The 20,384-nt window shown below is 71.1% G+C and carries 18 protein-coding genes and 1 pseudogene; 10 read left to right on the top strand and 9 right to left on the bottom strand.

Going from position 1 to position 20,384, the window contains the following annotated elements:
* Positions 1-107 precede the first annotated feature (107 nt).
* On the top strand, positions 108-2,090 hold the full coding sequence (locus AC07DC_RS06785) for a hypothetical protein (protein ID WP_478912455.1): 1,983 nt from the start codon (positions 108-110) through the stop codon (positions 2,088-2,090).
* Positions 2,091-2,165: 75 nt separating this feature from the next.
* On the opposite strand, the pseudogene AC07DC_RS06790 reads toward AC07DC_RS06785, so the two are convergent.
* A pseudogene (locus AC07DC_RS06790) lies at positions 2,166-2,258 on the bottom strand (3-oxoadipate enol-lactone hydrolase); the annotation flags it as partial.
* 103 nt (positions 2,259-2,361) lie between these two features.
* On the bottom strand, positions 2,362-3,174 hold the full coding sequence (locus AC07DC_RS06795; protein WP_478912457.1) for a VOC family protein: 813 nt from the start codon (positions 3,172-3,174) through the stop codon (positions 2,362-2,364).
* A 275-nt stretch (positions 3,175-3,449) separates the two neighbouring features.
* Between AC07DC_RS06795 and AC07DC_RS06800 the strand changes: the two genes are divergently transcribed.
* A complete protein-coding gene (locus AC07DC_RS06800; protein ID WP_478912459.1) occupies positions 3,450-4,460 on the top strand; it encodes a hypothetical protein in 1,011 nt (336 codons plus the stop codon).
* Positions 4,461-4,637: 177 nt separating this feature from the next.
* Here AC07DC_RS06800 and AC07DC_RS06805 read toward each other — a convergent pair whose 3' ends face one another.
* From AC07DC_RS06805 to AC07DC_RS06835, 7 genes are all read right to left on the bottom strand, one after another.
* Positions 4,638-5,183, bottom strand: a complete 546-nt coding sequence (locus tag AC07DC_RS06805; protein WP_478912461.1) for a hypothetical protein — start codon at positions 5,181-5,183, stop codon at positions 4,638-4,640.
* Positions 5,180-6,316 (bottom strand): ROK family glucokinase, encoded by a 1,137-nt coding sequence (locus AC07DC_RS06810; RefSeq protein ID WP_478912463.1) that lies wholly within the window; start codon positions 6,314-6,316, stop codon positions 5,180-5,182. The genes AC07DC_RS06805 and AC07DC_RS06810 overlap by 4 nt, the downstream gene beginning before the upstream one ends.
* Before the next feature lie 75 nt (positions 6,317-6,391).
* The gene (locus AC07DC_RS06815) at positions 6,392-7,168 is read right to left on the bottom strand and encodes an ATP-binding cassette domain-containing protein (RefSeq protein WP_478912465.1); all 777 of its coding nucleotides are present in this window, start codon (positions 7,166-7,168) and stop codon (positions 6,392-6,394) included.
* Positions 7,165-8,139, bottom strand: coding sequence for an ABC transporter permease (locus tag AC07DC_RS06820; protein ID WP_478912651.1), 975 nt, complete (start codon positions 8,137-8,139; stop codon positions 7,165-7,167). The genes AC07DC_RS06815 and AC07DC_RS06820 overlap by 4 nt, the downstream gene beginning before the upstream one ends.
* A gap of 104 nt (positions 8,140-8,243) precedes the next feature.
* Positions 8,244-9,254, bottom strand: coding sequence for a sugar ABC transporter substrate-binding protein (locus AC07DC_RS06825; protein WP_478912467.1), 1,011 nt, complete (start codon positions 9,252-9,254; stop codon positions 8,244-8,246).
* A gap of 95 nt (positions 9,255-9,349) precedes the next feature.
* Positions 9,350-10,348, bottom strand: coding sequence for a sugar ABC transporter substrate-binding protein (locus AC07DC_RS06830; RefSeq protein WP_478912469.1), 999 nt, complete (start codon positions 10,346-10,348; stop codon positions 9,350-9,352).
* Between the two features lie 119 nt (positions 10,349-10,467).
* Positions 10,468-11,250, bottom strand: coding sequence for a GntR family transcriptional regulator (locus AC07DC_RS06835; RefSeq protein WP_478912471.1), 783 nt, complete (start codon positions 11,248-11,250; stop codon positions 10,468-10,470).
* Between the two features lie 158 nt (positions 11,251-11,408).
* Between AC07DC_RS06835 and AC07DC_RS06840 the strand changes: the two genes are divergently transcribed.
* From AC07DC_RS06840 to AC07DC_RS06875, 8 genes are all read left to right on the top strand, one after another.
* A complete protein-coding gene (locus AC07DC_RS06840; RefSeq protein WP_478912473.1) occupies positions 11,409-12,461 on the top strand; it encodes a Gfo/Idh/MocA family protein in 1,053 nt (350 codons plus the stop codon).
* On the top strand, positions 12,458-13,306 hold the full coding sequence (locus tag AC07DC_RS06845) for a TIM barrel protein (RefSeq protein WP_478912475.1): 849 nt from the start codon (positions 12,458-12,460) through the stop codon (positions 13,304-13,306). The genes AC07DC_RS06840 and AC07DC_RS06845 overlap by 4 nt, the downstream gene beginning before the upstream one ends.
* On the top strand, positions 13,303-14,343 hold the full coding sequence (gene iolC / locus AC07DC_RS06850) for a 5-dehydro-2-deoxygluconokinase (protein WP_478912477.1): 1,041 nt from the start codon (positions 13,303-13,305) through the stop codon (positions 14,341-14,343). Before AC07DC_RS06845 ends, iolC begins: the two co-directional genes overlap by 4 nt.
* Positions 14,340-15,326, top strand: coding sequence for a Cgl0159 family (beta/alpha)8-fold protein (locus tag AC07DC_RS06855; RefSeq protein ID WP_478912479.1), 987 nt, complete (start codon positions 14,340-14,342; stop codon positions 15,324-15,326). The genes iolC and AC07DC_RS06855 overlap by 4 nt, the downstream gene beginning before the upstream one ends.
* Positions 15,323-16,258, top strand: coding sequence for a 5-deoxy-glucuronate isomerase (iolB, locus tag AC07DC_RS06860; protein ID WP_478912481.1), 936 nt, complete (start codon positions 15,323-15,325; stop codon positions 16,256-16,258). The genes AC07DC_RS06855 and iolB overlap by 4 nt, the downstream gene beginning before the upstream one ends.
* Positions 16,255-18,126, top strand: coding sequence for a 3D-(3,5/4)-trihydroxycyclohexane-1,2-dione acylhydrolase (decyclizing) (iolD, locus tag AC07DC_RS06865; protein WP_478912483.1), 1,872 nt, complete (start codon positions 16,255-16,257; stop codon positions 18,124-18,126). The genes iolB and iolD overlap by 4 nt, the downstream gene beginning before the upstream one ends.
* Before the next feature lie 55 nt (positions 18,127-18,181).
* Positions 18,182-18,967 carry an arylamine N-acetyltransferase family protein gene (locus tag AC07DC_RS06870; protein WP_478912485.1) on the top strand — a complete coding sequence of 262 codons (786 nt, stop codon included), beginning with the start codon at positions 18,182-18,184 and terminating at the stop codon, positions 18,965-18,967.
* A gap of 225 nt (positions 18,968-19,192) precedes the next feature.
* On the top strand, positions 19,193-20,362 hold the full coding sequence (locus AC07DC_RS06875; RefSeq protein WP_478912487.1) for an amidohydrolase: 1,170 nt from the start codon (positions 19,193-19,195) through the stop codon (positions 20,360-20,362).
* Positions 20,363-20,384 lie beyond the last annotated feature (22 nt).

Here is a 20,384-nt window from a genome sequence, read left to right on the forward strand (position 1 = left end):
GCGCGGGCCGATCAGCAGTGTCCGCGGCCGAGCGTCAAGCATGAGCACCGCCGCGTCACCAGCCGCTCATGGCAGCCCGCGGCCGGTATGGGCCGGGCAGCGTGCACATGGTGAGGAAAGTCCTGGTCGCGCTCGGGATCGTACTCATCCTGCAGAGCCTGTTGGCGCTCTGCCTCATCAGTGCGCTTCAGCTTCTGCTTCCGCGCAACATGCCCTTCGGCGTGACCGGTTCGTCCAAGGTCGTCAACGCGGTGACGTCGAAGGTGTCGCTCAACACCATCAGCTACGCGGACGAATCCGCCGTGCGTGACGCGATTGGCCAGAGCAAGGTCTACGGCGCCTACATCCCCGGCACGACGAGCGACACGTTGATCGTGGTCCCGGCCAAAAGCTTCTTTGCCCGCGTCGAACTGGAAGGAGCGTTCGCGCTCGCCGCCAAGAAGCTGGGCAGGCCGGTGACGGTGCAAACCGTCAATGCACTGCCGCAGAGCGATCGGCTCGGCGGTGTGGCGGGGCTGCTCCTGCTGCCCCTGCTCATCGGCGGCTACCTCGGGGCCTTGCTGCTGCTCAAAACGACCCGGACAGCGGCCGCGCCATGGCGGGTGGCGATTCTGCTCGGCTACGCGACCGTCGGCGCCCTCCTGACCGACCTCATCGCCGGGCCGGGCATCGGCGCCTTCTCCAACAGCCACTTCTGGCCGCTGTTGCCCTGCTTCATGCTCGTATCCGCCGCTGTCACCTTGGCGGCGGCTGCCCTCCAGCGCCTTGTCGGAGCCCTTGGCACACTGCTGGTGGTAGTCCTGTTCGTCGTGGTGGGCGGAGCATCAGCCGGCGGCTCCGGACTCTCCCTCCTGCCCACCTACTGGCAGAACATCGGCGCCTTCTTCCCGCCCCAAAACGCCGTCACCATCATCCGCAACATCCTGTACTTCCACGGAAACCACATCCTCACGCCCGCCCTCATTCTCGGCGCGTACGCACTGGTAGGGGCGCTCATCGTCGGCTACCTGGGCAGATGGCGCCTGGTCAAGACGACGGCTCCGCCTCCTTCGGGCAAGGAGACAGACGCACCGGCCGCGGATGCGCCAGCGAAGAACGCCGTGCGGATCGTCGTCGCGCTGGCTCTCGCCGCCCTGGTGCAATGCCTGTTCGCGTTGAACTACATCAGCTCCGGGCACGCGCCCGTCGCTACCGACCTTCCGCTCGGCGTGACCGGATCCTCCCCGATCGTGACCGCGGTCGAGAAGCAACTGTCACTCAAAGTGACTCAGTACCCGAACGAATCCGCCGCGAAGGATGCGATCAACCAATCCAAGCTCTACGGAGCGTTCGTCCCGTCTTCGAACACCTTGATCGTCGTACCCACCAAGAGCGACATCGCCCCCCTGGACCTCGCCGCGCACTTCCAGTCTGCCGCGAAGAGCATGGGACAGCAGGTCAAGGTCGAGCAGTACGCGCCGACTCAGCTGGCGAAGAAGGACCCCTTCAACCTCGTGGTCTCGCTGATGTTGGTTCCCCTGCTCGTCGGTGGCTACGCGAGTGCGGCCATGCTCAAAGCGGCGACCGGGACGGCCACCGGGCGGTGGCGGGGAGTCATCCTCCTCGGATTCGCCCTGATCGCCGGACTGGCCATCGCCCTCATCGCGGGCCCATGGCTCCAGGGCTTCCCCATGAGTAAATTCTGGATCGTCTGGCCGATTCTGGCGCTCATCATCGCCGCAGTCGCCGCCACCGCCGCTGTACTGCAAAAGCTCCTCGGAGCCGCCGGAACACTCGTCACCCTCGTCGTGATCATTCTCTTCGGCAACCCCTCCTCCGGCGGAGCGAACGGTGTGCCGTACCTTCCGGATTTCTGGCGGGCCATCGGACCGTACCTACCGCCCCGCAACGGCTACGTCCTGCTCCACGACACGATCTACTTCGACGGCCACGGAACCACCCAGGCCCTTCTGGTCCTGCTGGCCTACCTGGTCATCCCCGGAGCAGCCCTCGGCTTCCTCGACTGGTTCCGCACCCCCGACATCCCCGTGAGCCCCGATACCGAAGCCGAGGCCACCGCCATGACCGTCCCGATCGGAGCCCCGCCGTAACCATTCACAGCCGGGCCATCGCTGTCTGAGGATCCTGGGATGCCTCTGGACCGCATAAAACACGATCTACGACCTGTGCCAGGTGGTGCCGAGGGCGGGGCCGAGTACGAGTACCGGGGCGTCCTCGGGGCCGTCGAGCCGGTGCTGGAGGGTCTTCTGGTCGCTCACCGGGTTCACGCTAACGAGTGACGGGAAGTGGCTGGTCACCCGCCCCCGGGGCGGGCGCCGGGAGTGTCCCCGGGGCCCCGCCCCTCGGCCGGTCCGGCTCCCGTCAGGCGAACTTCGGCATTTCGCCGACCGTCTTCGACATGTCGATCACGGCGAACGCCGCGCCCTGCGGGTCCGCCACGGCCGCGAAACGGCCGAAGGGGCTGTCCATCGGGCCGAAGTGGAGCTTGCCGCCGTGCTCGGTCGTCTTCGCGACCGCCTCGTCGCAGTCCGGGACGGCGAAGTAGACCTGGACGTACGAGGGGATCTCCGGCGGGAAGTCGGTTCCCATGTTCATCCGGCCCAGCACCGGGTTCTCCGGGCCGCCCAGGCTGAAGACCTTGAAGTCCATCCCGGCCGCCTCCGGGGAGTCACCGAGGTCCATCTGCTGGGTCCCGTACGGGAAGACCTGCGGAAGGAACGCGTCCGGCTTGGCAACGTCGCGCGAGAAGAACTCGGCCCAGCAGTACGAGCCCGGCTCGCCGAGCTTCTCGAAGCCCTTGTGGTCGCCAGGCTGCCAGACGCCGAACACCGCGCCGCTCGGCTCCTTCGCGATCGCCATCGAGCCGAAGGAGCCCACCTGCATCGGCTCCATGACCAGCTCACCGCCCGCCGCCTTGATCTTCTCGGCGGTGGCCGCCACGTCGGGCGAGGAGAGGTAGAGACACCACTGCGATTGGCCCTCCTGTCCCGGCATCGGAGGCACGATGGCCGCGACGGCCTTGCCGTCGGAGTAGGCCTGCGTGTAGTTGCCGTACTCGCTGCTCGACTCGCCGAAGGTCCAGCCCAGGACGTCGGCGTAGAAGGTCTTCGCGCCCTCCATATCGGAGAACATCGCGTCCACCCAGCAAGGTGTGCCTTCGGAGAACTCAGCCATGATCGATCGACTCCTTTGTCGTGTACGAGGTGACCCGTCTCGGTTCTCACGCTAGGCGCGGGGTCTGACAATCGCGCGGGGAGCGCTGCCGCGCCGGACCCCGGATCACTGGACAACGACAGGGACGCCGGCCGAACCGCATCGCTTGTGACAGCGGTGTACGGAACGTGTCACAGGGCTCGTACCGCCGGGTGCCGCAGCTTCCCCCCCAACCCCACCGAGTGGGATGTTTACCCGCCGGAGCAGCCCGCAGCGGGCTGTGGGGAGGGATCGGGGTGGACACCTTGACGCGCCAACAACACCGCACCGACAACGGCAGAACCGTCGGAAGCGCTCGGAGAATCGACAGGACCGGCGGAAACGGCACAACGCGGCGCCGCTGGGCGGCGGTGACGGCCACGGCGTTCGCCATGGCCGTACCGCTGACTCTCGGCGCCGCAGGAGACGCGGGCGCGGCGGGGGCGGCGGGGGACCACGCGATCGTCTTCGCCCGCTACACCGCGGCAGCGCCCGTCGAAGACCTCTACGCGATCTCCTCCAGTGGCGGCACGCCCGTCGAGCTCACCCACACCTCCACCGTCAGCGACGTGATGCCCAGCTGGTCCCCGGACGGCAAGCGGGTGGCCTTCGTCCGCTACGGATCCGGTGGCGCTATCGACGGCATATGGACGATGAAGACCACGGGCGGCGACCTGAAGGCCGTCCCTGGCACCAAGGGCGCCTCCGACCCGGCCTGGTCCCCGGACGGCAAGCGGATCGCCTACGCCAAGCCTGTCGGCACCCAGCGCGAGATCTATGTGGCCGACATCGACGGCGCCCCCGCCACCCGGCTCACCCACACCGCGGCGGACGACCTCCACCCGACGTGGTCCCCGGACGGCAAGTACCTGGCGTTCAACCGCGCGGACGCGAGCGGACACAGCAAGGTGATGCGGATCCGGCTCTCCACCCTGGCCCAGACGGCGGTCACCGGGTCCGGCACCCACGATTGGACACCCGACTGGTCGCACAGCGGCTGGATCGCCTTCAGCCGCGTGGATTCCTCGGGCTTCGCCCACCTCTACGTCGTCCGCCCCGACGGCACCGGACTGCACCGCATCACCGCGGCCCGCCTCAACGACAAGAACCCCTCGTGGTCCCCGGACGGCAGCCGCCTGGTCTTCACCAGAGGCGGTACCGACGACGCGGACCCCGAACACCTCTTCCTGGTACGGGCCGACGGCACCGCACTGAAACAACTCACCAAGGCCGACTCCCATGACCTGGAGGCGGACTGGCGCCCATAGCGTCGGAAAGTGCGGCCACCGGTGACGCCCCACCGGTCAGCTGAGGCGTGACGTCACACAAGGCGTCCGCTACGGGATCCTGCGCCATCAACACGTGACCCGCACAGTCGAGAAGCCGCACTGCCGCCACACACAGAACCCCCGCCCGAGCTGCACCGGCGGGGGTTCCGCACATCGTCAGAAGTTGATCGTGGAGGCCACGTAGACGATGGGATGGTCCATGTCGCTGAGGTCGACGGTGATGTCGTGGTCCGGCTTGTCCCCGTGCTGGGTCAGCGACACCCCGGCCCAGTCGTGGCCGGAGGGGAAGGACCACCCGGGCACTTTCGCCTGGTCGGGAGTGATGGTGACGTCGCCCGGCTTCAGCTCGGAGCGGCTGGTGCCCACCTGCGCGAGGAAGGTGTCGAGGCCGCCCGCGGTGGGGGTGAACTGGACATAGAGCACGCTGGTGTCCCAGTTGTTCGTCTCCATGTACGCGATCTTGCGCGTCCAGTCCAGCGGGATCGGCACCTGGTATATCCGGCGCTGCACCAGGGTGGGCCAGTCCCACGTCAGGTACTTGGCGGCGGCCGACTCCTCCTTGTCCTGGCCGCTGTCGCGGCTCTGCTCGGCGGAGACGATCACATAGCCGACGGGTACCAGTATCAGCAGCGGGACGACGGTCCACTGGACCCAGCGGGGTACCTGGCGCAGCGGTCTGCTGTGCGGGCGGTCGATGCTCATCGGCCCACCGCCCGTCCGAAGCGCTCGTAGCGCTCGACGCGGCGCCGGTTGGCGCGGCGGAAGCGCCGGGCGACCAGCCGGGCGAGGTCGGCGGCGCCGACCAGACCGGCCTCGTTGCCCAGCTCGGCCTGGACGATGCGGGCCTCGGGGCGGTAGCCGCGCCCGGTGAGGTTGCGGCGGAAGGCGTCCCGGGCCGGGCCGATGAGCAGGTCGTCGGCGGCGCTGACGCCGCCGCCGATGACGAAGCAGGAGGGGTCGAGCGCGGCGGCGAGGTTGGCGATGCCGACGCCGAGCCACTGGCCGATGTCCTGGAGCAGCTCGACGCACATGGCGTCGCCCTCGCGGGCCAGCTGCGTGATCAGCGGTCCGGTGATGTCGCCGATGTTGCCGCCGACCCGGTCGATGATCCCGTACGCGACGGGCGACTCGGCGGCGGCCATCTCGCGGGCCTCGCGGACCAGCGCGTTGCCCGAGCTGTACTGCTCCCAGCAGCCGCGGTTGCCGCAGGGGCAGCGGTGGCCGCCGGGGACGACCTGCATGTGGCCGAACTCGCCGGCCACCCCGTAGCGGCCGCGCTTGACGTGACCGTCCTCCAGGATGGCGCCGCCGATGCCGGTACCGAGGGTGATCATCACCAGGTCGTCCTGGCCGCGGCCCGCGCCGAAGCGCCACTCCGCCCAGGCCGCGGTGTTGGCGTCGTTGTCGACCATGACCGGCACCAGCAGCCGCTCCTCCAGCCGGTCGCGCAGTGGCTCGTCGCGCCAGGACAGGTGCGGGGCGAAGAGCACCCGGGAGCGGTCGGCGTCGACCCAGCCGGCGGCGCCGATGCCGACCGCGTGCACGTCGTGCCGCTCCGACAGGTCGAGGACCAGCTCGACGATGGTGTCCTCGACGACCTTGGGGCTCTTGCTCCGGTCGGGCGTCTCGGTCCTGAGCTGCTCCAGGATGTTGCCGTCCGGGTCCACGACGCCGGCCGCCACCTTGGTGCCGCCGATGTCGATGCCGACCGTCGGCACCCTCGGCGCCGTCAGATGGGAGCGGCGCTCCCGGCGGCCGACGGTCTGCAGCACCGTCGCACGGGCCGCGCCCTTGCGCTGGAATGCTGATCGGTCGCTGCGTGACGCTGCTGGCAAGGGTCGTCTCCGGATCGGTGGCTGTCGTGCCGATTGTGCCGCACCGAGGACGTACCCCGCGCAGCGCGGGCTGGGTCAGCCCTCGCGGGCGAGCTCGTGGCTGAGCTGCTCCAGCTCGCTGCCGCCCGCCATCTGGCGGGTCAGTTCTTCCAGCGTAATGCCCGTTTTGGCATAGCTCCCGGCCATCGCGCCCCGCTTCAGCAGGACGAACCGGTCACCGACCAGGAACGCGTGGTGCGGGTTGTGGGTGATCAGGACCACACCGAGTCCGGCGTCGCGCGCGGCGGCGACGTACTTGAGGACGACGCCGGACTGCTTGACGCCGAGCGCCGCCGTCGGTTCGTCGAGGACCAGCACCTTGGCGCCGAAGTAGACGGCGCGCGCGATCGCGACGCACTGCCGTTCGCCGCCGGAGAGGGTGCCGATGGGCTGGTCCACGTCCCGCAGGTCGATGCCCATCCGCAGCAGCTCGCCGCGGGTGGTCTCGCGCATCGTGCGCACATCGAGCCGGCGGGTCGGGCCGCGCCCCTTGGTGGGCTCGGAGCCGAGGAAGAAGTTCCGCCACACGGGCATCAGCGGCACCACCGCGAGGTCCTGGTAGACGGTCGCGATGCCGTGGTCGAGGGCCTCGCGCGGCGAGGTGTGGCGGACCGGCTCGCCGTCGACCTCGTAGGTGCCCGCGTCGTGCTGGTGCAGACCCGAGATGATCTTGATGAGGGTGGACTTGCCGGCGCCGTTGTCCCCCAGGACGCAGGTGATCTCGCCGGGGTGCACTTCCAGGGAGACCCCTTCCAGGGCCCTGATGTTGCCGTAGAACTTGCTCACGTCGGTGAGCTTCACCAGCGCGCTCATGCGGTCGCCTCCGCCCGCTTGCGGACCCATGCGTTCAGCAGCGTGGCCAGCAGCAGCATGGCCCCGAGGAAGAACTTGAACCAGTCCGGATTCCACTGGGCGTACACGATGCCCTTGCTCGTCATGCCGAAGATGAACGCGCCGACCGCGGAGCCGATCGCCGACCCGTAGCCGCCGGTCATCAGACAGCCGCCGATGACGGCCGCGATGATGTAGAGGAACTCGTTTCCGACGCCCTCGCCCGACTGCACCACGTCGAACGAGAAGAGCAGATGTTGGCCGGAGATCCAGGCGCAGAACGCGACCGCCATGTACAGGCCGATCTTGGTGCGCACCACCGGGACGCCGACCGCGCGGGCGGCGTCCGCGCCGCCGCCGACGGCGAAGATCCAGTTTCCGGCGCGGGTGCGCAGCAGCACCCAGGTGGCGATGGCGACCAGCGCCGCCCACCACAGGATGGTGACCTTCAGGTCGATGTCCCCGATGGTCAGCTGCGAGGCGAAGAGCACCCGCGCCGATTCGAAGCCCTCCATGTCGGCGATGGACTTGGTGCTGACCGTGCCGCTGATGAGCTTGGTGAAGCCCAGGTTCAGTCCGGTGAGCATCAGGAAGGTGCCGAGCGTGATGATGAAGCTGGGCAGCTTGGTGCGGGTCAGCAGGAACCCGTTGAAGAAGCCGATGGCCAGCATGACCAGCAGCGACACCGCCACGCCCGCCCAGACGTTCGCCGTCATCTGGTAGCTGAACATCGAGGCGACCAGCGCGGAGCTGGTGACCATCACACCGGCCGACAGGTCGAACTCGCCGCCGATCATCAGCAGGGCGACGGGCACCGCCATGATGCCGATGGTCGAGGCGGCGTACAGCACGGTCCCGAAGCTGGACCACTGCAGGAACGAGTCGGCGGCGACGGAGAAGAAGATGAAGACGGCCACGGCGCCGACGACCGAGCCCAGTTCGGGGCGGCCCATCAGCCGGCGCGCCAGCGAGCGGTGCACCAGACGGTCGTCGGAGGCCTTGCCTCCGGGGTCGGGGCTGTCCTGACCTCCGGGCTTCTCCAGTGTGGTGGCCGGTGTCATCGCGTCCCCCGTTCGGTGTACTTCTGCAGCTCGGTGGCGTCCTTCTGCGTCAGGATCTGCGGGCCGGTGAGCACCGGCTTCCCGCCGCCGAGGACGTCGGCGTTGTAGCGGTATAGCCAGAGCAGATCGACGGCCTCGTAGCCCTGCAGATAGGGCTGCTGGTCGACGGCGAAGCCGATGGTGCCGGCGGCCAGTGACTTGGCGACCTGCGCGTTGAGGTCGAAGGTGTCGACCTCGGCGGGGCTCGCCGCCTGCTGCTTGGCCTTGATGGCGGTGGCGGCGAAGGGCGCGCCCAGGGTGACCACCGCGTCGATGGACTTGTCGGCCTGGAGCTTGGCCTGGATCGTGGACTGCACGTCGGGCATGTTGGTGCCGTCGACGTAGAGGTTGTCCATCGTCCCGGCGAAGGTGTCCTTCGCCCCGGCGCAGCGCTCCTCGTGGCCGACGTTGCCCTGCTCGTGCAGGACGCAGATGGCGTGCTTCTTCCCGCGCTTGTCCAGCTCGTCGCCGACGGCCTGGCCGGCGATCTTCTCGTCCTGGCCGATGTGGCTGAGCGCCCCGAAGCTCTTGGACTGGTCGGAGCCGGAGTTGATGGTGATGACGGGGATACCGGCCTTGACCGCCTTGGCGACGACATCCTTCATCGCGTCGGGCTTGGCGAGGGTGACCACCAGACCGTCGACGTGCTGGTCGATGGCGGCCTGGACGAGCTGCGCCTGCTCGTTCGCCTGGTTGCTGCTGGAGTAGACGAACTTGATGTTGTCCTTGCGGGCGGCCTGCTTGGCACCGTTCTGCACGATGTCCCAGAAGGTGTCGCCGGGGCCCGAGTGGGTGACCATGGCCACGGTCCACTTGGGCGTGTCGACGCCGGAGCCGCCGCCCGCGGACTGCGCGGCCCGTTCCTCGGCGCGCTTGCCGCCCGTGCTGCTGCACCCCGCCAGGGAGGCTCCGAGCACCGCCGCCAGCAGTGCGCCGATCGCGCGCGTCCCCGTCTTAGCCATCGCCACGAAGCCTTGCCCTTCCCTGCGGATCCCGGTGCCGCCGGAGGCTGGATGATCAGCCCCGGCGGCCCAAGTATCTGTCAAGGGGGGCGCTGCCGCTGTCATCGGGTACCGCGCTGGGTGTACTTCTCCAGCTGCGGTACGTCCTTGTCCGTGACGAGGGCGGGGCCGGTCAGGACCGGGCGGCCGCCGCCGATGGTGTCGCCGTTGGTCTTGTAGAGCCACAGCTCGTCCACCGCGAGGTACCCCTGGAGGTACGGCTGCTGGTCGACGGCGAAGCCGACCTCCTTGCTCTTGAGCTGCTTGACCACGGCCGCGTTGAGGTCGAAGGTGTCGACCTCGACCTTGGCGCCGGTCTGCTTGACGGCCTGCACGGAGGTGGCGGCGAAGGGCGCGCCCAGGGTCAGGATGGCGTCGATCGACTTGTCGGCCTGGAGCTTTGAGGTGACGGAGGAGAGCACGTCGGGCATGTTGGTGCCGGTGACGTAGAGCTTCTGCATTGAGCCCTTGAAGGTCTTCGCGGCGCCGTCGCAGCGCTGTTCGAGAGAAACGTTTCCCTGCTCGTGGATGACGCACAGCGCCTTCTTCAGGCCGCGCTTGGTCATCTCGTCGCCGACCGCCTCGCCGGCCACCGCCTCGTCCTGGCCGATGTGGCTCAGCGCGCCGTAGGCGGCGGAGAACTGGGAGCCGGAGTTGATGCTGATGACGGGTATGCCGGCCTGGACGGCCTTCTGCAGCACCGCCTTGAGCGCTTCGGGCTTGGCCAGCGTCACGATGATCCCGTCGACCTTCTGGTCGATCGCGGTCTGGACGAGCTGGGCCTGCTCGTTCCCCTCCTTGTTGTTGGAGTAGAGGAACTTCACGTTGTCCTTCGCCGCGGCCTGCTTCGCGCCCTTCTGGACGATGTCCCAGAAGGTGTCGCCCTCACCCGAATGGGTGACCATGGCGATGGTGAGTTGCGGAGTTCCGGCCCCGTTCACCGAGCTCGTGGCGTCCTTCTCCTCGGTCTTCTTGCCCCCGGAACTGCTGCATCCGGCGGCGGCGAGCGATATCGCCAGCGCGAGTGCCGCCGCGGACAGAGCTGTACGCCTGCGTGCCATCGTGGGTCCGCCTTTTCCTCCGGCCGCCCGGGTCCGGTCCGGTGTACGGCACGGGGTGGTTTCTAACCGGGGCCGGGGTGCAGCGTCAAGAGTTTGTACAGACATTCTTACGTTCGTGCCTAGGTACGGACCAGCAGCCGGAACTCGAACGCGTACCGCGAGGCCCGATAGACGTGCGATCCGAACTCCACCGGCCGCCCCTTGTCGTCGTACGTGGTGCGCTCCATCGTCAGCAGCGGAGCACCCTCCGGCTCGGCCAGCAGCCGGCCCTCCTCGGCGGTCGCCGCCCGGGCGCCGACCGTCTGCTGGGCGCTGTGCAGGGTGATGCCGGAGCCGCGCATCAGCCGGTAGAGGCCGGTGGCTTCCAGGTCCACGGTGCTCAGCGGCAGCAGATCGGGCGGGAGGTAGTTCGTCAGGTGCGCCATCGGCTCGCCGTGCGCCAGGCGCAGCCGCTGCACCACCACGACGTCGCTGCCCTCCGGCACCCCGAGCGCGGCCGCGGCCTGCGCGGAGGCGTGCCCGACGGCGTTGCTCAGCACTCGGGTGGCGGGACGCTGACCCGCGGCGAGAAGGTCGTCGTAAAGGCTGCTCAGCTCCAGCGGGCGCTTGACCTGGCTGTGCACCACCTGGGTGCCGACACCGCGGCGGCGCACCATCAGGCCCTTGTCGACGAGGGACTGGATGGCCTGGCGCACGGTGGGCCGGGACAGGCCGAGCCGGCCGGCCAGCTCGATCTCGTTGCCCAGCAGGCTGCCGGGGGCGAGCCCGCCGTTCTCGATGGCGCTCTCCAGTTGCTGGGCAAGCTGGAAGTACAGCGGGACCGGGCTCGAGCGGTCGACGCTGAGACGGAGCGGAGCAGGGTCGGGCTTGGGCACGATGGGAGCGTATCGGCAGCCCGCCATGACGGGAAGTCCGTATGTCCGGACAAACTATTGACAGGCGGCGACGGCACGCGGGAGGTTGGTCCCGCAGGGCACGCAAGCCGTATCAGCCGGAGGCGCCGAGTCCGCTCGGCGGCGGCCTCCGGAGGATCACCTTCCTGGAAGGGGCAGGGCCAGGTATGCGAATGGGACTTCTCGGCGCCGGTCGGATCGGGGCCTTCCACGCCGAAGCGCTACGGGCACACCCGGACGTCGGTGAACTGCTCATCGCGGACGCCGACCCCGGCCGGGCCGCCGAGGTCGCCGCACTGACCGGAGCCACCGCCGCGGACTCGGTGGACGCCGTCTTCACCTCCGGTGTCGACGCGGTCGTCATCGCCTCCGCCACCGCGGCGCACGCCACGCTCATCGAACGGGCCGCACGGGCGGGCCTACCGGCCTTCTGCGAGAAGCCGATCGCCCTGGACCTGGCCGGCACCGTGACCGCGCTGCGCGCCGTCGAAGCGGCCGGCACCACGTTGCAGATGGGCTTCCAGCGGCGCTTCGACGCCGGCTACCAGGCGGCGCGCGAGGCCGTACGGTCCGGCCGGCTCGGCCGGCTGCACACGGTACGGGCCGTCACCTCCGACCCGGCGCCGCCGCCCGCCGCGTACATCCCGCTCTCCGGGGGCCTGTACCGCGACTGCCTGATCCACGACTTCGACATCCTGCGCTGGGTCACCGGCCGCGAGATCCTGGAGGTCTACGCGATCGGCGCCAACGGCGGTGCGGACTTCTTCCGCACGGCGGGCGACGCCGACACCGCGGCGACCCTGCTCACCCTGGAGGGCGGCGTGCTCGCCACCGCCACCGCGACCCGCTACAACGGCGCCGGCTACGACGTACGGATGGAGCTGGCCGGCACCGACGACCAGATCGCCGTCGGCGTCGACGCCCGCACCCCCGTCACCTCCGTGGAGCCCGGCGCCGCGAGCGGCGTCCCCGCTCCGTGGCCCGGCTTCCTGGAGCGCTTCGCCCCCGCCTACCGCGCCGAGCTGGACACCTTCGTCCACGTGGCGCGCGGCGAGAGCGCCAACCCCTGCCCCGGCGGCGAGGCGCTGCGCGCCCTGCTCGTCGCCGAGGCGTGCGAGGTGTCACGGCGCGAGCGGCGGCCGGTCGCGGTCGCCGAGATCGCCGCGCGCGCCGACCTGCTCGCCGGGACCGCACCACGCACCGCGGAGGTGAGCGCATGAGGCCCGACCGGGTGGCCGCGGCGCCGATCTCCTGGGGCGTGTGCGAAGTGCCGGGCTGGGGACACCAGTTGGCGCCCGAGCGGGTCCTGGACGAGATGGCGGCGCTCGGGCTGACCGCGACCGAGTTCGGGCCCGACGGCTTCCTGCCGGGCCCGCTGCTCGCGGCGCGCGGGATGAGGGCCGTCGGCGGCTTCGTACCGGTGGTGCTGCACGATCCGGCGACCGATCCGCTGCCGGCGGTGCGCGCCGCGCTGGCCGACTTCACCGCGGCGGGCGCCGGGATCCTGGTGCTCGCCGCCGCCACCGGGCAGGACGGCTACGACGCCCGCCCCGAACTGGACGCGCTCGGCTGGAAGACGCTGCTGGCCAACCTCGACCGGGTCGCGTCGCTCGCCGTGGCCGCCGGAATCACCGCCGCCCTGCATCCGCACGTCGGCACGATGGTGGAGAGCCCGGAGGACGTCGACCGGGTCCTGGAGGGCAGCTGGACCGGGCTCTGCCTGGACACCGGGCATCTGCTCGTCGGCGGCACCGACCCGGTGGCACTCGCCCGCCGGGCGGCCGGCCGGGTGGTCCACGTCCACCTCAAGGACGTGGACGAGGCTTCCGCCACCTCGGTGCGGGAGGGCCGCACCACGTACACCGAGGCCGTCTCCGCCGGGATGTACCGGCCGCTGGGGCAGGGAGACATCGATCTCGCCGCCCTCATCAGCGCCCTGGAGGACGCGGGGTACCCGGGCTGGTACGTCATGGAGCAGGACGCCGTGCTCGCCGAGGAACCGCCGCCCGGCGCCGGTCCCGTCGACGACGTCCGGGCCGGCCTGGAATGGCTGGCCGCGCTGTGACCGCCCCGGAGACCGCGCGGGGACCGGCCACCCCGGACACTACAAGCGCCCCCTACGACGTGGTGACCGTCGGCCGGGTGGGCGTGGACCTGTACCCCGAGCAGACCGGCGTCGGCCTCGCCGACGTCCGCACGTTCGCCAAGTACCTCGGCGGCACCGCGACCAACGTCGCGGTGGCCGCGGCCCGTTACGGCCTGCGGACGGCGGTCCTCACCGGCGTCGGGGACGACCCGTTCGGCGGGTACGTGCGCGGTGCGCTGCGCGGCTTCGGGGTGGACGACGCGCTGGTGACCACGGTGCCGGGGCTGCAGACCCCGGTCGTGTTCTGCGAGATCTTCCCGCCCGACGACTTCCCGCTCTACTTCTACCGGCGCCCCGTCGCCCCGGACCAGTGCCTGGAGCCGGCACAGCTGGACCGCGCGGCGGTCCGCGACGCCCGGGTGCTGTGGATCACCGGCTCAGCGCTCGCCGTCGAGCCGACCCGCTCCACCCTCTTCGCCGCGCTGGAGGAACGGGCCGGCCGCGAGGTGTACTTCGACCTCGACTGGCGGCCCGGCTTCTGGGCCGATCCGGCCGAGGCGCCGGAGCTGTACGCACGGGCCCTGCGGTACGCGACGGTCGCGGTCGGCAACCGCGAGGAGGCCGAGGTCGCGGTCGGCACCAGCGATCCGGACCGGGCCGCGGAACTGCTGCTGGGCCGGGGAGTGCGCCTGGCCGTCGTCAAGCAGGGACCGGACGGGGTACTGGCCCGCACCGCGTCCGAGAGCGTCTCCTTCCCGCCGGTACCGGTCGAGGTGGTCAACGGCCTCGGCGCCGGTGACGCCTTCGGCGGCGCCCTGTGCGCCGGCCTGCTGGCCGGCCGGTCGCTGTCCCGCGTGATCAGCACCGCGAACGCGGCGGGCGCGCTGGTCGCCTCGCGGCACGCCTGCGCGGACGCCATGCCGACCCTCTCCGAGGTGGAGGCGCTGCTCGCGCGACAGGCGCGACGAGCGGCCCCCGCGGCCATCAACGCCGACACGAAGAGGTCCCGCGTATGACCGCCGACTCCCGCCCCGCCCGGCCCTTCGCGCCCGTTCCCGAGGCTCAGCCGCCCGCGCCCGACCGGCGCCCCGCGCCGCTCGCGTCCTCGGTCGACGAGATCACCCGGCTGCGGGCGTCCGCGCCGGACGCGATCCGGCTGGCCTGCGCGCAGCGCACGCCCTTCGACCCGGCACGCCTCGCCCGCCCGCTGTTCGTACTGGCCGCCGACCACCCCGCGCGCGGCGCGGTCGCGGCGGGCGGCGACCCGACGGCGATGGGCGACCGGCACGAGCTGCTGGCGCGGTGCGTGGAGGCGCTGGCGCGCCCGGGGGTGGACGGCTTCCTCGGCACCGCCGACCTCGTCGAGGACCTGATGCTGCTCGGCGCCCTCGACGGCAAGCTCGTCCTGGGGTCGATGAACCGCGGCGGGCTGCCCGGCGCGTCCTTCGAGCTCGACGACCGCTTCACGGGCTACGACGCGCCCGGTATCGCCGCGGCCGGCCTGGACGGCGGCAAGGTGCTGCTGCGCATCGACCCGGAGGACCCGGGCACGGCCGACACGCTGGCCGGCTGCTCGCACGCCGTGCACGCGCTGGCCGCCCGCCGGCTGCTGGCGCTCGTCGAGCCGTTCCGTACCCACCGGGTGGCCGGGCGGGTCGTCAACATCCTGGAGCCCGACGCGCAGATCTACGTCAACAACATCGCCCAGGGCCTGGGCAGCACCTCCGCGTACACCTGGCTCAAGGTCCCGGTCGTCGAGGAGATGGAGCGCATGATGGCCTCGACGACCCTGCCCACCCTGCTGCTCGGCGGCGAGGGCACCGGCGGCCCCGACGAGCGGTACGCGGCCTGGCAGAAGGCGCTGCGCATACCGCAGGTGCGCGGTCTCATCCTCGGCCGCACGATGCTCTTCCCGGACGACGGCGATGTGGCGACGGCCGTCGACACCGCCGTGTCGCTGGTGGACCGCAGCCCCTCCACGCCGGGGAGCGCCCGATGACGCCGGACGACCCGATGACCCCGGACGACGGGCCCGCGCGGTTGTCCGGGCACGTACCGGCCGCGAGCGCCGCCCGCGACGGCTACGACCTGTGGGTGGACCCGGCGGGCGCCGGGTGGGGATACAGCTCGCTGCGGATCCTGACGCTCGCGCCCGGTGCGTTGCGCACCCTGGACAGCGGTGACAGCGAGTGGATCGTGCTGCCGCTGGCGGGCGGCTGCACGGTTGATGTCGACGACCAGGTCTTCGAAGTACGCGGCAGGCGCGATGTGTTCAGCGGCGTCAGCGACTTCGCGTACGTGCCGCGGGACGCGCACGCGGTGATCACCGCTCCGGCCGGCGGCCGCTTCGCGCTCGCCGGAGCCCGCTGCGAGCGGCGGCTCGCGGCCCGCTACGGGCCCGCCTCCGGCGTGCCGGTGGAGCTGCGCGGCGCCGGCGGCGCGAGCCGCCAGGTCAACAACTTCGCGGCGGCCGGGGTCTTCGCGTGCGACCGGCTCATCGCGGTCGAGGTGCTCACGCCCGGCGGCAACTGGTCCTCCTTCCCGCCGCACAAGCACGACGAGGCGACCGCGACGGAGTCCGAGCTCGAGGAGATCTACTACTTCGAGCTGGCCGGCGGCCCGGACGCGATGGGCTACCAGCGGGTCTACCCCTCCGGCGCCGGGCGGACCGACGTCCTCGCCGAAGTGCGAGGCGGCGACGCCGTACTGATCCCCGACGGCTGGCACGGCCCGAGTATGGCCGTCCCCGGCTACGACATGTACTACCTGAACGTGATGGCCGGGCCGGGCGCCGACCGGGCCTGGCTGATCTGTGACGACCCCGCCCACGCCTGGGTACGCGGCAGCTGGGCCGCGCAGTCCGTGGACCCGCGACTGCCGCTGTACACCGCACCTGTGGAGACCGCATCCGTGGAGGAACCGCGCCCATGACGACCACCGTCAGGCTCACCGTCGCCCAGGCCCTCGTCCGCTTCCTCACCGTCCAGTACACCGAGCGGGACGGCGTACGCCACCGTCTGATCGCGGGGATGTGGGGCATCTTCGGCCACGGCAACGTCGCCGGAGTCGGCCAGGCCCTCCTGCAGACCGGGCATGACGTCATGCCGTACTACCAGGGCCGCAACGAGCAGGCGATGGTGCACGCCTCGGTCGGCTTCGCCCGGATGAACAACCGGCTGTCCACGATGGCCTGCACCACCTCCATCGGACCCGGCGCCACCAACCTCGTCACCGGCGCGGCGCTGGCCACCATCAACCGCGTCCCGGTGCTGCTGCTGCCCGGCGACGTGTTCGCGACCCGCCCCGCCGATCCGGTGCTCCAGCAGCTGGAGGTGCCGTGGGCGTACGACGTCTCCGTCAACGACACGCTGCGACCGGTCTCCCGCTACTTCGACCGGATCTGGCGCCCGGAGATGCTCGCGCCCTCCCTGCTGCAGGCGATGCGCGTACTGACCGACCCGGTGGACACCGGCGCGGTCACCCTGGCGCTGCCCCAGGACGTCCAGGCCGAAGCGTACGACTGGCCCGCCGAGCTGTTCGAGCGGCGGATCTGGCACGTACGCCGTCCGCAGCCCGACGCGGCGGCGCTGCACGAGGCCGCGGAGCTGCTGCGCTCCGCCGAACGCCCGCTGATCGTGGCGGGCGGCGGCGTGATCGGCTCGGAAGCCACCGACGCGCTGCGCGAGTTCGCCGCCGCCACCGGCATTCCGGTGGCCGAGACGCAGGCCGGGAAGGGCTCGCTGCGTTTCGACCACCCGCAGGCGCTGGGCGGGATCGGCCACACCGGCACCGCGCCGGCCAACACCGCCGCCCGCGAGGCCGATGTCGTCCTCGGCATCGGCACCCGCTGGACGGACTTCACCACCGCCTCGAACTCCCTGTTCGCCCACCCGGACGTGCGCTTCGTCAACCTCAACATCACCGCGTTCGACGCGCACAAGATGGCGGGCACCGCCCTGGTCGCGGACGCCCGGTCAGGCATCGAGGCACTCACCGCCGCGCTCGCCGGCCACCGGGTGGACCTGTCCCGGCACGACCGGGGCGTCGCGGAGTGGCAGCGGGCCACCGACGCCGTCTTCCGGCCGGGCGGCGACGCGGGCGACAGCCTTCCCTCGCAGACCCAGGTACTGGGCGCGCTGGAGGAGGTGCTCCAGGACCGCGATGTCGTCATCAACGCGGCCGGTTCGCTCCCCGGCGACCTGCACAAGTTCTGGCGCTCCCGCGACCCGAAGCAGTACCACGTCGAATACGGCTACTCCTGCATGGGATACGAGATCCCCGCCGCCATCGGGGTGAAGCTCGCCGCGCCCGACCGCGAGGTGTTCGCCCTCGTCGGCGACGGCACGTATCTGATGCTGCCCACCGAGATCGTCACCGCGGTCCAGGAGGGCATCAACATCAACCTCGTGATCGTGCAGAACCACGGCTACGCCTCCATCGGCGGCCTGTCGGACTCCGTCGGCGCCGAGCGCTACGGCACCGCCTACCGCTTCCGGGCCCCGGACGGCACCTTCACCGGTGATCCGCTCCCCATCGACCTGGCCGCCAACGCCGCCAGCCTCGGGCTGGACGTGCTGACCGCCCGCACCGTCAAGGAGCTGCGCGAGGCGCTGGCCACGGCCCGCGCCTCGGCCCGTGCGACGGCGGTGTACGTCGAGACCGGGCCGGCCACCGGCGGCGAACCGGCCTCCGGCGCGTGGTGGGACGTGGCCGTCGCCGAGGTCTCCGACCGCCCCCCGGCGCGCCGGGCCCGCGCCGAGTACGAACGGTCCAAGCGGGCCCAACGGCACCACCTGTGACGGGTCTGTCCGAATCGGTTTGGCGCTCGGTGGATCACTGAGGGATAACTACGTCATGGACGCATCACAGGCCGACGCCTACCTCTCGCGCATCGGGGCCGCCCGCCCCGCCGTCACCGACACGGCCGCGCTGCGTGAGCTGCAACTGCGCCATCTGCTCGCCGTGCCGTTCGAGAACCTCTCGATCCATCTCGGCGAGGAGATCGTGCTGACGGAGGAGGCGCTGTTCGCCAAGGTCGTCGGGGCCCGGCGGGGTGGTTTCTGCTACGAACTCAACGGTGCGTTCGGAGCGCTGCTGTCGGAGCTCGGCTACCCCGTGAGCCTGCTCGCCGCCCGGGTCTTCAACAAGGAGGGCGTCCTCGGGCCGCCCTTCGACCACATGGCGCTGCGCGTCGAGGCCTCCGGCCCCTGGCTGGTGGACGTCGGCTTCGGCAGGTTCACCCACCACCCGCTCCGACTGGACAGCCGCGAGGACCAGTCGGACCCCAGCGGTGTCTTCCGTGTCGTCGACGCGCCGGACGGCGACCTCGACATCCTCCAGGACGGCGAACCCCAGTACCGGCTGGAGCAACGCCCCCGCGAGCTGGCCGACTTCGACCCCACCTGCTGGTGGCAGCGCACCTCCCCCGCGTCCCACTTCACGCAGTCGCTGGTCTGCTCACTGCTCACCCCGACCGGCCGGATCACCCTCAGCGGCGCCTCCTTCATCACCACGCAGGGCGACGAGCGGCAGGAACGGGACCTGGCGCAGGACGAACTGCTCGCCGCCTACCGCGAGTCCTTCGGTATCGTCCTCGACCGGCTCCCGGTCCGGCCGGTGGCCCCGGAGGAATCGCACTGACAGCCGGGCGCTCACACCTTCGCGGGATATCCGCCCGTCGGATCACCCGGCTCGCCGGCTCCCGCACGGCTCTCCCCGGCACCAGGCGCCCCAACAGGCGTTCCGTGCAGGGGAGTTACCGTCCCGGCGCACCGCACCCGGCAGCCCGGCGGGCTCGCATACGATAACGCCGTCGAGCAGCGAGCGTCCGCGCTTCGACCTCCGTCACCGCTGAACTGGATAGTGATGAATCCCGACAGGTTCGACCGCCTGGTGCAGATCCGCCGCCACATCCACGCGCACCCGGAAACGGCGCGCAAGGAGTTCGGCACCACCGCCTTCATCGCCGAGCAGCTCACGGCCGCCGGTCTCGCGCCACAGGTCTTTCCCGGCGGCACGGGGCTGTACTGCGACATCGGGAACGGCCGCGGCCCGCTCGTGGCGCTGCGCGCGGACATCGACGCGCTGCCCGTGGCGGACGAGAAGGAGGTCCCCTACCGGTCGACCCGGCCCGGGACGTGTCACGCCTGCGGGCACGACGTGCACACCACGATCATGCTCGGGGTGGCGCTGGAGCTCGCCAAGGCGCCCGAAGCGGTCGAGGGGCGGGCCCGGTTCATCTTCCAGCCCGCCGAGGAGGCCGTCCCCAGCGGCGCCCACGACGCCATCGCGGCCGGGGTGCTCAAGGACGTCGCCGTCATCTACGCCCTGCACTGCGATCCCGCGGGCGAGGTGGGCCGGGTCGGGATCCGCACCGGGCCGATCACCTCCAGCCTGACCGCGTTCGACCTCTCGATCGCGCAGCCGGCGGCCGGCACCGCGCCCGGAGCCCATCCCGCGGACCTGGTGATGGTGATGGCCAAGCTCATCACGGACCTCCCGACCGCCCTGCAGAACGCGCTGCCGGCCGGGGCCGCCATGGTGGCCTCGGCGGTCTTCGGCACGGTGAACAGCGTGCCGGGGGCCGACGGCCGGCCGGAGCGCGTCACGTCCCTGGGGACGGTGCGGTCGCTGAGCCGGGAGGCGTGGGCGTTGGTGCCGGAACTGTTCGAGCGGCTGGCCGCGGCGATCGTCTCCCCGTACGGCGTGACCTTCACCGCCGACTTCAACCAGGTGGCGCCCGCGGTGACCAACGACCCGGACGCGATGCGGGTGTTCGACGCGGCCGTCACGTCGGCGCTCGAACCCGGAGCGCGCTACGAGACCCCGCAGAGCCTCGGCGGCGAGGACTTCGCCTGGTACCTGGAATCCGTCCCCGGCGGCCTGGCCCGGCTCGGGGTGCGGCCCCGCGGCAGGGCGACCGCCTACGACCTGCACAGCGGCAGGTTCGACGTCGACGAGGAGTGCATCGCCGTCGGCGTGAAGCTCATGGAGGAGACGCTGCGGCTGGCGCTCGCCGAGTACAGCACGCACTGAGGCTGCGGGGCCGGGCGCGCCG

It is taken from the genome of Streptomyces sp. NPDC045021, assembly GCF_056432645.1.